Source organism: Virgibacillus siamensis (assembly GCF_900162695.1).
Lineage (GTDB): Bacteria > Bacillota > Bacilli > Bacillales > Amphibacillaceae > Lentibacillus > Lentibacillus siamensis_A.
This window is the reverse complement of the sequence record NZ_FUIH01000007.1, coordinates 1,930,064-1,942,740: the sequence shown is the minus strand read 5'-3', so window position 1 is coordinate 1,942,740 and position 12,677 is coordinate 1,930,064. Positions and strand designations below refer to the sequence as shown.

Below are 12,677 nucleotides of genomic sequence, written 5' to 3'. Positions count from 1 at the left end.
ACAAAGCGTATGGTAAAATAATAGCTGTAGAAGTTGTTTATATTTTTTTGGCAACTGCGGGACATAATTTTCAAAGGCGGGACAATAAATGTCCGGATAAGGAGTATTTCGGATGTGGGAATTAATTGATGTACAGAAAAAATTATATCCTGATTTGCTGGAAATTATGCAGCGTCGATATTCTATCCTGCAGCATATTGAATTGCTTCAGCCGATTGGACGGCGCAGCCTTGCCGACAACACGGAATATACCGAACGTTTTGTGCGGGGCGAAGTTGATTTTTTGCAGGAGCAGGGTCTGATTCATGTAACTGCAAAAGGAATGCAAATAACGAAAGCGGGAAAACTGGTTATTGACCACTTGTCGGAATTTATGCGAGAAGCAATGGGATTGAGTGTTTTAGAAAAGCAGCTCAAGGATAGATTACAAGTGAAAGAGGTTATAATCGTTCCCGGAAACAGCGATGAACACAATTGGGTTAAACAGGAAATGGGCAAAGTCTGCATTTCAAATTTGAAAAAAGTTGTAAAAACCGGCATGACGATTGCTGTTACGGGAGGTACGACAATGGCCGCTGCTGCTGAGATGATGACTCCGTTTGAACATGCGGAGGATTGCCGGTTTGTGCCAGCCAGAGGAGGGATTGGTGAAAAAGAAGAAAACCAGGCCAATACCATTGCAGCACGAATGGCAAGGCAGGCGAATGGTTCATACAGACTGTTGTATGTTCCGGATCCATTAAGTGAAACATCCTATCAGACGATGATTAATGAACCTTCCATACAGGATACATTGCAACTTATAAAAAGTGCTGGCATTGTACTGCATGGAATTGGTGATGCGCTGACAATGGCCGAACGGAGAAAGACTCCCAAAGAAGTTTACAGGAAATTGGAGAAATCCGAGGCTGTCAGTGAAGCATTTGGTTATTATTTTGACAGACAGGGTGATGTTGTTCATAAAGTCAGGACAATCGGCATTCAACTGGATGATTTGACAGACGCTCAGCAAGTTATGACAATCGCCGGGGGTGAATCGAAGGCAAACGCAATTGCTTCCTATTTTAAAAAAGGAAACAGTGATTTGCTGATCACCGATGAAGCGGCAGCAGAAAAGATATTGAAGGGGTAAGTATCCCTTTTAAAATATATGAATTTAACTATAATTTTTAGGAGGAATTATAAATGGCAGTAAAATTAGGTATAAACGGATTTGGACGAATTGGACGTAATGTTTTCCGTCAGGCACTGAAAAATGATGAAGTAGAGGTTGTTGCAGTAAACGATTTAACCGATGCAAACATGCTTGCACACTTGCTTAAGTATGACTCTGTTCATGGTATTTTGGATGAAGAGGTTACTGTGAACGGCTCAAACATTGTTGTGGACGGCAAGGAAATCAAAGTATTGTCTGAACGCGATCCGGCTAACCTTGGGTGGGGCGACCTCGGTGTGGAAGTTGTAATTGAATCAACCGGACGTTTCACACAACGTGACGATGCTAAAAAACACCTGGATGCAGGAGCTAAAAAAGTAATTATTTCAGCACCGGCAAAAGAAGAAGACTTGACAATGGTAATGGGTGTAAACGAACAGGATTACGATCCGGCAAAACACCATATTCTTTCCAACGCTTCCTGTACAACAAATGGTATTGCACCACTTGCAAAAGTGCTGCATGACAAATTCGGTCTGAAACGCGGTTTGATGACAACCGTACACTCATATACAAACGACCAGCAAATTCTTGATTTGCCGCATAAAGATTATCGCAGAGCACGTGCAGCAGCACAAAATATTATCCCGACAACAACCGGTGCAGCAAAGGTTGTTGGAAAAGTGCTGCCGGACTTGAACGGCAAACTGAATGGTATGGCAATCCGTGTTCCAACTCCAGACGGTTCTATTATCGACCTTGTAGCGGAATTGGATCAGAATGTTACTGAAGAAGAAGTGAACAAAGCATTCAAAGAAGCTGCAGAAGGCGAATTGAAGGGTATTCTGGAATATACGGAAGCACCGCTTGTCTCAAGTGACATTGTCGGAAACACCCATTCATCCATTTTTGACAGTATTTCAACGATGACAATGGAAGATAACATGGTTAAGGTTGTTTCCTGGTATGACAACGAAATGGGTTACTCTTCACGCTGTGTTGATATGGCAGTATATATTCAGAATCAAGGGCTGTAAGGAACAGTCAATAGGAAGGAGGGGGAAGTTTCCTCCTCCTTTTCTGATTGTATAGGGCCGATGAGTGAAATCATTGCCTGGAAGCTAATCGTGGATATCACACCTGTTTTCGTGGATAAACACTCAGCATTCAAGGATAACCTATCTAAATTCGTGGATATATGTCCCGAAAACGTGGATATTTCCTTTTTAAATGGGCGCGGTTTAAATGCTCCATCAGGTGAATTGTGATTTGTGTTTCGATTTCTAGTATAATGATTAGCGGATAGAAGATTTGGGAAAATCTAAACTGGTACATAAGTAAAGTAGCGGGAGGTTTTGACATGAACAAGAAAACACTTCAGGATTTGGATGTTACGGGTAAAAAAGTTTTTTGCCGCGTTGATTTCAACGTTCCAATGAAAGATGGTGAAGTGACAGATGATACACGCATTAAAGCGGCACTTCCGACAATTCGTCAACTGACTGAAAATGGTGCAGCAGTCATTCTGGCGAGTCATCTGGGACGGCCAAAAGGAAAAACGGTTGAAGAACTTCGCCTTGATCCCGTTGCGGCCAGACTCAGTGACCTGATTGGAAAAGAAGTCATCAAAACAGATGAAGTAGTCGGGGGCGAAGTGGAAGAGGCTCTTTCCCAGCTTGGTAATGGGGATATTTTACTGATTGAAAATGTTCGTTTTGAAGCTGGTGAGGAAAAGAATGACCCGGAACTGGCGCAAGCATTTGCCGATATGGCTGATTTGTATGTGAATGATGCGTTCGGTGCGGCACACCGTGCACATGCTTCGACAACAGGCGTTGCCGAACTGCTGCCGTCAGCAGCGGGTCTGTTATTGGAAAAAGAAATCGAAGTTCTGGGTAAAGCACTGGACAACCCTGAGCGCCCGTTTACAGCCATTATTGGCGGTGCAAAAGTAAAAGATAAGATTAACGTCATTGATAATCTGCTTGATAAAGTAGACAATCTGATTATCGGCGGTGGTCTTGCTTATACATTTGTAAAGGCACAGGGGCATGAAATCGGAAAGTCATTGTTGGAAGAGGACAAAATTGATCTGGCAAAAGAATTTATGCAAAAAGCAAAAGATAAAGGCGTCCATTTTGTATTGCCGAAAGATGCAGTAGTTGCGGATGATTTTTCCGAAGATGCCAATACGAAAATCACCGCAATCGATGAAATTCCAGCCGATTGGGAGGCGTTGGACATTGGTCCGAAAACCCGTGAAGCCTATGAACAGATTGTAGCTGATTCGAAGCTGGTCATCTGGAACGGTCCAATGGGTGTATTTGAAATGAACGCTTTTGCCGGTGGAACGAGAGCGGTTGCTGAAGCACTTGCCAATACGGAAGGATATACGATTATAGGTGGCGGGGACTCCGCAGCAGCGGTTGAAAAGTTCGGGTTCGCTGACGAAATGGATCATGTTTCAACCGGTGGCGGAGCATCACTAGAATTTATGGAAGGTAAAGTTCTTCCAGGCGTACAAGTGTTGGATGAAAAATAATAAATGAGGTGAGGAAATGCGGAAAAATGTAATTGCTGCCAACTGGAAAATGAACAAGGTATTTGCAGAAGCAAAACAATTTGCTGATGATGTTGTAAATAAGGTGCCGGCTGATGATCATGTGGAAGCGATTGTCTGTGCACCGTTTCCATTTTTGCCGGAACTTGTAGAGAAATCAAAAGGTACACCTGTTAAAATCGGTGCCCAAAATATGCATTATGAAGAAAACGGCGCTTTTACCGGTGAAGTAAGCCCGGTTATGTTAAGTGATTTGGGTGTCACACATGTTGTCATCGGCCATTCGGAGCGTCGCGCATATTTTGCTGAAACCGATGAAACTGTTAATAAAAAAGCACATGCAGCATTCAGTCATAATCTTACTCCAATCATCTGTGTAGGAGAAACCCTGGAACAACGGGAAGCGAATGAAACGAAGCATCATATTGAAAATCAGGTACGTAAAGCATTGGAAGGCTTAACTGATGAACAGACCGCTTCCGTAATCATTGCCTATGAACCTATCTGGGCAATTGGTACAGGTAAAACAGCTTCAAGTGAAGATGCCAATGAAGTGTGTGCGCATATCCGGAATGTAATCAAAGATGTGACATCAGAAGCTGTTGCTGAAAAAGTTGTGATTCAATATGGCGGAAGTGTTAAGCCAGCCAATGTTGATGAGCTGCTGGCACAATCTGATATTGACGGAGCATTGGTCGGCGGTGCCAGTCTTGAAGCAGAATCATTTCTCAAACTCGTGGAGGCAGGTACGAAATGAATCAGGATAAACTAGCTGCCTTGATCATTCTTGATGGTTTTGGTATCCGGGGTGAGGAAAAGGGTAATGCAGTAAAACAAGCAAAAACACCTAATTTTGACCGGTTTTGGAAGAAATACCCGCATAACCAGCTGAATGCCAGTGGTAAGGCGGTCGGACTTCCGGAAGGGCAAATGGGGAATTCGGAAGTAGGGCATTTAAATATCGGTGCCGGCCGTATCGTATATCAAAGTCTGACACGGGTAAACCTGTCCATTGAGGAAGGTGACTTTTTTGAAAAAGAAGCTTTTCTGAAATCAATTCAAAATGCAAAAGAAAAAGGTAAAGCACTGCATATATTTGGCCTGCTTTCAGATGGCGGTGTGCACAGTCATATTAACCATTTGTTTGCATTGCTGAAATTGGCCAGTGACAATGACCTGCAGGATGTTTATGTTCATGCCTTTTTGGATGGCCGTGATGTCGGACCGCAAACGGCGAAGAAATATATTAAACAAACCGAAGAAAAAATGAAAGCATATGGTATCGGTCAACTGGCAACCATTTCAGGAAGGTATTATTCAATGGACCGCGACAAACGGTGGGAACGTGTTAAAAAAGCTTATGATGCCATGGTATATGGTGAGGGACCGAAATATAAAGATCCATATGAGCTTGTTGATGATTCTTATGAAAATGGAATTTATGATGAGTTTGTTATTCCGTCTGTACTGACTGATAAAAACGATGAGCCAATCGGCAAGGTGCAGGATGGGGATTCTATTATCTTTTACAACTTCCGTCCTGACCGGGCAATTCAAATTTCCCGCACGTTTGCCAATGAGGATTTTCATGACTTTGATCGTGGTGATGCAGTACCTAAAAATCTGGACTTTGTCATGCTGACGAATTTCAGTGAATCAATTGATGGTTATGTAGCTTATAATCCAGTGAATTTGGATAATACAGTCGGTGAGGTGCTGTCACAGAACAACATGAACCAGCTGCGTATTGCCGAAACGGAAAAATATCCGCATGTAACCTTTTTCATGAGCGGCGGTCGTGAGCAGGAATTCCCCGGTGAAAAGCGGGTTCTGATTGATTCACCAAAAGTGGCAACATATGATTTGAAGCCGGAAATGAGTGCATTCGAGGTAACAGATGCGCTCTTGAAGGAACTGGACTCCGGGCAGCCCAATGCTATCATACTGAATTTTGCCAACCCGGACATGGTTGGTCATTCAGGCAAGCTCGAACCAACCATCAAGGCGATTGAAGCAGTTGATGAATGCCTTGGAAAGGTCGTGGATAAAATTCTCGATCTTGGCGGAAATGCAATTATTACTGCCGATCATGGTAACTCAGATGAAGTGGTCACGATGGAAGATGAACCGATGACTACGCATACGACAAATCCAGTACCTGTTATCGTGACAAAAGAAGATGCTGAACTTCGCGAAGGTGGAATTCTAGCGGATCTGTCACCAACATTGCTTGATTTACTCGATGTAGAAAAATCAGCTGAAATGACTGGTGAAACGTTAATTAAAAAATGATTCATGGTAAACTAAATGTATTCAAGAAAATAAGGGAGCGATTGTGATGCCATACATTACAGACGTATATGCACGTGAAGTATTAGACTCAAGAGGAAATCCAACAGTAGAAGTGGAAGTATCCACCGAATCCGGTGCGTTTGGTGCCGCATTGGTGCCAAGTGGTGCATCAACAGGTGAATATGAAGCGGTTGAGCTTCGTGACGGTGATAAGAACCGTTATCTTGGAAAAGGTGTCGAAAAAGCAGTGCAGAACGTAAATGACGTGATTGCACCGGAACTGCTCGGTGTTGATGTGACACGTCAAAATATCATTGACCAAATCATGATTGAGCTGGATGGTACCGAAAACAAGAGAAATCTTGGTGCCAATGCCATTCTTGGTGTATCCATGGCAGCAGCCCACGCTGCGTCAAGCTATCTTGGATTGCCACTGTATAACTATCTTGGCGGGTTTAATGCAAAAACATTGCCTACACCAATGATGAATATCTTAAACGGTGGTGAACATGCCGATAACAATGTGGATATTCAGGAATTTATGATTATGCCGGTTGCTGCTCCAACATTTAAGGAAGCATTGCGTACCGGTGCGGAAATTTTTCATGCATTAAAAAATGTACTGAAATCCAAAGGTTATAACACCGGTGTCGGTGATGAAGGCGGCTTTGCACCAAACCTGAAATCAAATGAAGAAGCATTGGAAACAATCGTGGAAGCAATCGAAGCAGCAGGCTACAAGCCTGGTGAGGAAGTAAAGCTTGCAATGGATGTTGCCTCTTCCGAAATTTACGAAGATGGAAAGTATAATCTGAAAGGTGAAGGTGTAGTCCGAACTTCCGCCGAAATGGTTGATTGGTACGAAGTGCTCATTAACAAATATCCAATTATCTCCATTGAAGACGGTCTGGATGAAAATGACTGGGAAGGTCACAAACTTCTGACCGATCGTATCGGCGACCGTGTGCAACTGGTTGGTGACGATTTATTTGTAACGAACACAAGCAAATTGTCGCAGGGCATTGAACAAGGTGTTGGCAACTCCATACTGGTTAAAGTAAACCAGATCGGAACGTTGACCGAAACGTTCGAAGCTGTCGAAATGGCCAAGCGAGCCGGCTACACAGCAGTTATCTCACATCGTTCCGGCGAAACAGAAGACGCAACGATTGCGGATATCGCTGTTGCAACAAACGCCGGACAAATAAAAACCGGCGCACCATCACGTACAGACCGTGTTGCGAAGTACAATCAACTGCTTCGCATTGAAGATGAATTAGCCGGAATGGGTGAGTACGGCGGCTTAAAATCATTTTATAACTTGAAGTAATGAAGGAAGAGCGGATTTTTCCGCTCTTTTTTGTTTGGAATAATAGATGCCTCCTCTTTTCGTTTATTGCAATAATGAAGAATCGAAATTCAACTCCTCCTTACAAAGCGTTTATCCAAACGTGCGAACCTGCCATCAAACGTGCGAAGACACCCTCCAAACACGCGAATATGCCCTTCCAAATGCAGATTTCCTGATCCCATTAACACAGGACACCTTTCTCTGGAATAATCTGTTGATAAATCAATTCCTATTAAAGGTGGGGTAGAGGATGGTCAAAAAAGTATTGCTTTTCGGGGATATCGGAATAGATGATACGATTGCACTTATTTATTCTTTTTTTAAGGATGAGATTGATATAATTGGGGTAGTGGCCGATTATGGAAATATTTCAAGAGAAAATGCGCTGGCTAATGTAAATTATATACGGGAACTGTTAGATATAGGGAATCGGGTTATTATTATGGGTGGTGCAGAAAACCCGATGACAGGGGAGAATCCGAAGTATTTTCCGGAAATTCACGGCGAATACGGGCTTGGTCCGATTATCCCGCCAGAGGCTGAAGAAAATGAAGTTGTCGAAAACTTTTCCAAGGTTGTCGATATCATTAATGAATACAAAGATGAATTAATCATCGTCAATATTGGGCGGCTTACATCGCTCGCAACCATGTTTATCTTATATCAGTCATTGATGGATAATATAAAACAGTATTATATTATGGGCGGGGCGTTTTGGGTTCCGGGAAATGTAACCGCTGTATCAGAAGCGAATTTTTATGGAGACCCTATCGCAGCCCAGATTGTGTTAAAATATGCTCGGGACGTAACCATTCTTCCGTTGAATGTGACACAAAAAGCGGTGGTCACACCTAAGATGACCGATTATATCGATCAGGTTGGGAAATTGGATATTATCAAACCGATGCTTGATTATTATTACAATTACTATAAACAAATTTATCCCGATATCCGGGGTGGCCCAATGCATGATGTGGTTACGTTAATGGCCATTATTCATGAAGATATGTTCACATACCGGACACTGCCGGTTAAAATAGTGCAGCAGGAAACTGGTGTTGCACGCGGGCAGAGTATCGCGGATATTCGTCCCGGTGGTCCAATGGAAGAAAAAGATAAAGTTCGGCCGCAACGAATTGCGTTTGCCATGGATTATAAAAAGTTTTACATGGATTTTATGACAACGATGTCACTTCAACAGTCCGACTAAAAGAAAAAAGGGTGATGACCATCGAGTTACTGGATGCAATCAAACAACGCAGGTCCGTTCACAGTTTTAAAAGCAGCGAAGTGGATATGTCAATTTTAAAAAGAATATTTTCTTATGGCACGTATGCGCCAACGCATTATATGAAAGAACCGTGGAACATAAAAATCTACCAGGAAAATGGCAAACGTGAATTTGTTAATGCGATACTTAAAAGCTATCAGCGAATTGGAATGCTGAAAACTGATGATGACCCAAAGACAATTAAGATGACAGAGTCAATGCGGGAATTCCTTTTGAAAATACCGCACCATGCGGTCATCTTTTTTGAAAAAGAAGAAGATCCCGTGCGTTATGAGGAGGAATACGCTTCTGTCTGTGCATTTATTCAAAATGCTCAGTTGGCTGCATGGGAATTTGGTGTCGGAATGCTTTGGACAATCACCCCGTATATGCATGATACCGGTTTTTCCAAGGATATCGGATTGGATCCAGAAAGGTTTAAAATTGCTGCAGTAATGCAAATCGGGTACCCCGCAAAAATACCACGGGATAAAGGAAGGACACCGATTGAAGAAAAACTGGAGATCGTATCGGAATGATACACTAGCTTGAAAAAAGGGGCCGGGACATATTAAAAACGTGTAATTCAAAAGCCGAACAATCGGGAATTTCCGGAGCGGCTATACACTCCATTATCCAATTAGTTGTTCAGTTTTTTGGTAAACACTTTTGTCCCAGCCTGTCATTTGTGCGAAGTTCAAGGGATAATTCGGGGGTTATACCGAATCCACTGATTTTACAACTTTGTCAATCATCCCGTATTCTTTGGCTTCTTCCGCTGTCATGAAATAATCACGATCTGTATCTTTATTGATTCTATCAATTGGTTGCCCGGTACGCTCGGAAAGAATAGTGTTAATCCTTTTTCGCGTTTGGATAATACGACGTGCACTAATTTCAATATCACTTGCCTGCCCCTTTGCCCCTCCCAACGGCTGATGGATCACGATTTCACTGTTTGGCAGCGCGAGCCGCTTACCCTTTGTTCCGGCTACAAGCAGCATGGCACCAAATGACGCCGCAAATCCGGTGCATATTGTTTGTACATCCGGCTGAATAAACTGCATTGTATCATAAATTGCGAATCCTGCTGTGATGGATCCTCCCGGGCTGTTAATATATAGTGAAATATCCTTTTCCGAATCCTCCGCAGCTAAAAACAATAACTGTGCAACGACACTATTCGCAACTTCATCATTTACTTCTGTACCAAGGAATACTACCCTGTCTTTTAGTAACCTGGAATAAATATCATAGGATCGCTCTCCATGATTTGTTTGATCAACGACATATGGAATGACATTTGACATTCTTGATAACTCCTTTCATTATGCCGCGAATGAAAAACCCTGTGTTAACCATAAATTCAGCCATTCTGAACGGTAAAACGGTATAAATAGCATTTTTCCGCTTTGAATCCGGACTGCCACAAGAATGTATGACAGACCAGCGCCTGAAATTTGCTGCAATGACGGAAGTGAACCGGGACCAATATGTGCAGATTGGTTGGATATCTGAAGCGGTTCCATTATTTCTCTTTGGTAAAGATCAATCAATTTTTCGGAATTACCGTTTTGCAATACGGTAATGTACGTATTTATTCTGTCATCATCTATATTCTGATCATCTTCGTGTTTGCTCCGCTCCAACCTTTTTCTGGCCCTTCGGAGAGCTGCTTTAACTGCATCTTCACTTGTTCCTGTCATCTGTGCGGTTTCCTGCGCAGTATAATCCATACCTGACAATAAGATAGCCAAGCGTTGTTTAGGTGTAAGTTCACGCAGTAATAATTCCATGGCGTGATACAATTCATCGGATACCATTTCTTCCTTTACCATCAATTCGGACAGTTCCTGATTGAAATCTACAGATGGCTTTCGTTTTCGGAATCCATCTATCCATGTATTGGATGCAATTCGAAAAAATAAGCCTTGGATACTTGTTTTGGTTTTTTAATCCAGCTTTTGTAAGCTTTTATTAACGTTTCCTGCATCAGGTCCTCGCCGTCCCATGATGATTTTGTCAATGACAAGCAATAGTTTTTTAAGTCATTCAAGTATGGCTGAACAGCACTTTCAAAGTTTTCATTCGCTTTGGCTAGAGCTTTTTGTACATGCGGCCGCATTGCAAATCACTCCTTAATATTTTCCTTTCACTCATATAAACGAAAAATTGGTGTAAAAAGATACGGGTTATTACAAAGTTTTTATGATTCCAATCATTTTTAGAGTATAAGTGGGTTTAGTACTGTGGATGCGGGAAGAGAAAAAAGCCCGGACTTTATTGTTGTCCGGGCAAAGTTGCTATAAAAATTATTCCGTTTTCTCTTTCACAAATTCCATGACTTCTTCGGCAGTAGCCATAGACAATAGTTTATCTTTATAAGAAGCCATTTTCTCTTTCGACAGCTCACGGATTTGTGTGCGGGCTGGCAGAATGGATGTTGCACTCATGCTGAATTCATCCAGGCCGAGCCCAAGCAGAATTGGAATGGCAATCGGATCACCGGCCATTTCACCGCACATGCCGACCCATTTATTTTCGGCATGCGCTGCCTCAATAACATTGCTGACAAGGTTCAGAATTGCCGGGTGATATGGCTGATATAAATAGGATACACGTTCATTCATCCGATCCGCCGCCATTGTATATTGAATCAAATCGTTCGTACCGATGCTGAAAAAGTCCACTTCTTTCGCAAATTGTTTTGCCGTTACAGCAGTGGATGGAATTTCGACCATGATGCCGACTTCAATTTGGTCGGAAACTTTTACGCCTTCCTGTTTAAGGTTATCTTTTTCATCGAGCAGAATTGCTTTAGCCTGGCGGAATTCTTCGAGTGTTGCAATCATCGGAAACATAATTTTCAGGTTGCCATGTACACTTGCACGCAGCAATGCACGTAATTGGGTACGGAACACATCTGTATTCTCCAGGCAAAATCGAATCGCCCGGAAGCCAAGGAACGGGTTTAGTTCTTCGGGAAGATCCAGATAATTTAATTCCTTATCGCCGCCGATATCCAGTGTGCGGACGACTACCGGTTTTTTTCCCATCTGTTCCAGCACGGATTTATAGGCATCATATTGTTCTTCTTCAGTAGGAAGTTCATTTTTACCCATGTATAAAAACTCTGTCCGGTATAACCCAATAGCTTCACCGCCATTATCGAGAACACCTTCCACATCTTGCGGAGTACCAATATTTGCTCCAAGTTCAACTTGCTCACCATCAGAAGCAATGGTTGGTTCATCCTTTAGCTTGGCCCATTCCTCTTTTTGTTTCGCAAATGCTTCTTGTTTTTCTTTATAAGCTGCCAACTGTTCATCAGACGGCTTCACGATGACGTTTCCCTCGATACCGTCTACAATGATCATGTCATCTTTTTGGATATCTTTCGTAACTTGTTTTGTGCCAACTACAGCAGGTATTTCAAGTGAACGCGCCATAATAGCCGAGTGTGACGTGCGGCCGCCGATGTCGGTTGCAAAACCTTTTACAAACTGCCGGTTCAATTGTGCCGTGTCGGATGGAGTCAAGTCGTTTGCGATAACGATAACCTCTTCATCAATCAATGCCGGATCGGGAAAAGTTACACCAAGCAGATGTGCCAACACGCGTTTTGTAACGTCGTGAATGTCTGCTGCACGTTCCCGCATGTATTCATTATCCATGTTTTTGAACATTTCAATGAACATATTGGCTGTTTCATCAAGTGCCGCCTCAGCCGTTGCGTTTTCGGTATTGATTTTTTCCTTCATTGGATTAATCAATTCCGGATCACTTAAGACAAGTAAATGTGCAGAAAATATCTCCGCATGTTCGTCACCAATTTCTTTCTTTGTATGTGCTTTTATTTTTTCCAGTTCCTGTTTGGAAACTTCCAGGGCCTTCTCAAGGCGTTCCACTTCCAGGTTAGGATTTTCAGCGTTGTTTTTTGAAAAAGATAAGTCCGGGGCAGTGAGCATATATGCTTTGGCAATTGCTATCCCGTTTGATGCTGCTATTCCTTGAATCATTCTTAACCAACCCTTCAGTTTTCTGTTTG

Annotated in this window: 12 protein-coding genes; 8 read left to right on the top strand and 4 right to left on the bottom strand. The window is 42.5% G+C overall.

The window, feature by feature from the left end; genetic code table 11:
- The first annotated feature begins 112 nt into the window (after positions 1-112).
- The 8 genes from B1K71_RS13605 to B1K71_RS13570 all read left to right on the top strand — a co-directional run bounded on the left by B1K71_RS13605 (position 113) and on the right by B1K71_RS13570 (position 9,168).
- Entirely contained in the window at positions 113-1,132 is a 1,020-nt protein-coding gene (locus B1K71_RS13605; RefSeq protein WP_077327973.1) for a sugar-binding transcriptional regulator, read from the top strand.
- A gap of 53 nt (positions 1,133-1,185) precedes the next feature.
- Positions 1,186-2,193 (top strand): type I glyceraldehyde-3-phosphate dehydrogenase, encoded by a 1,008-nt coding sequence (gap, locus tag B1K71_RS13600; protein ID WP_077327971.1) that lies wholly within the window; start codon positions 1,186-1,188, stop codon positions 2,191-2,193.
- Between the two features lie 323 nt (positions 2,194-2,516).
- Positions 2,517-3,698, top strand: coding sequence for a phosphoglycerate kinase (locus B1K71_RS13595; RefSeq protein ID WP_077327969.1), 1,182 nt, complete (start codon positions 2,517-2,519; stop codon positions 3,696-3,698).
- A 16-nt stretch (positions 3,699-3,714) separates the two neighbouring features.
- A complete protein-coding gene (gene tpiA, locus B1K71_RS13590; RefSeq protein WP_077327967.1) occupies positions 3,715-4,473 on the top strand; it encodes a triose-phosphate isomerase in 759 nt (252 codons plus the stop codon).
- Positions 4,470-6,008, top strand: coding sequence for a 2,3-bisphosphoglycerate-independent phosphoglycerate mutase (gene gpmI / locus B1K71_RS13585; RefSeq protein ID WP_077327965.1), 1,539 nt, complete (start codon positions 4,470-4,472; stop codon positions 6,006-6,008). Before tpiA ends, gpmI begins: the two co-directional genes overlap by 4 nt.
- A 46-nt stretch (positions 6,009-6,054) precedes the next feature.
- The gene (gene eno, locus B1K71_RS13580) at positions 6,055-7,338 is read left to right on the top strand and encodes a phosphopyruvate hydratase (protein ID WP_077327963.1); all 1,284 of its coding nucleotides are present in this window, start codon (positions 6,055-6,057) and stop codon (positions 7,336-7,338) included.
- 271 nt (positions 7,339-7,609) lie between these two features.
- Positions 7,610-8,569, top strand: a complete 960-nt coding sequence (locus tag B1K71_RS13575; RefSeq protein ID WP_077327961.1) for a nucleoside hydrolase — start codon at positions 7,610-7,612, stop codon at positions 8,567-8,569.
- A gap of 14 nt (positions 8,570-8,583) precedes the next feature.
- Positions 8,584-9,168, top strand: a complete 585-nt coding sequence (locus B1K71_RS13570; protein ID WP_077327959.1) for a nitroreductase family protein — start codon at positions 8,584-8,586, stop codon at positions 9,166-9,168.
- 177 nt (positions 9,169-9,345) lie between these two features.
- Here B1K71_RS13570 and clpP read toward each other — a convergent pair whose 3' ends face one another.
- The 4 genes from clpP to ptsP all read right to left on the bottom strand — a co-directional run bounded on the left by clpP (position 9,346) and on the right by ptsP (position 12,648).
- The gene (gene clpP / locus B1K71_RS13565) at positions 9,346-9,939 is read right to left on the bottom strand and encodes an ATP-dependent Clp endopeptidase proteolytic subunit ClpP (RefSeq protein WP_077327957.1); all 594 of its coding nucleotides are present in this window, start codon (positions 9,937-9,939) and stop codon (positions 9,346-9,348) included.
- A gap of 18 nt (positions 9,940-9,957) precedes the next feature.
- Positions 9,958-10,467: an RNA polymerase sigma factor gene (locus B1K71_RS13560; RefSeq protein ID WP_077327955.1), complete on the bottom strand. Its 510-nt coding sequence runs from the start codon at positions 10,465-10,467 to the stop codon at positions 9,958-9,960.
- A 56-nt stretch (positions 10,468-10,523) separates the two neighbouring features.
- Positions 10,524-10,754 carry an RNA polymerase sigma factor gene (locus tag B1K71_RS13555; RefSeq protein ID WP_077327953.1) on the bottom strand — a complete coding sequence of 77 codons (231 nt, stop codon included), beginning with the start codon at positions 10,752-10,754 and terminating at the stop codon, positions 10,524-10,526.
- A gap of 187 nt (positions 10,755-10,941) precedes the next feature.
- A complete protein-coding gene (gene ptsP, locus B1K71_RS13550) occupies positions 10,942-12,648 on the bottom strand; it encodes a phosphoenolpyruvate--protein phosphotransferase (protein WP_077330241.1) in 1,707 nt (568 codons plus the stop codon).
- Positions 12,649-12,677: the final 29 nt, after the last annotated feature.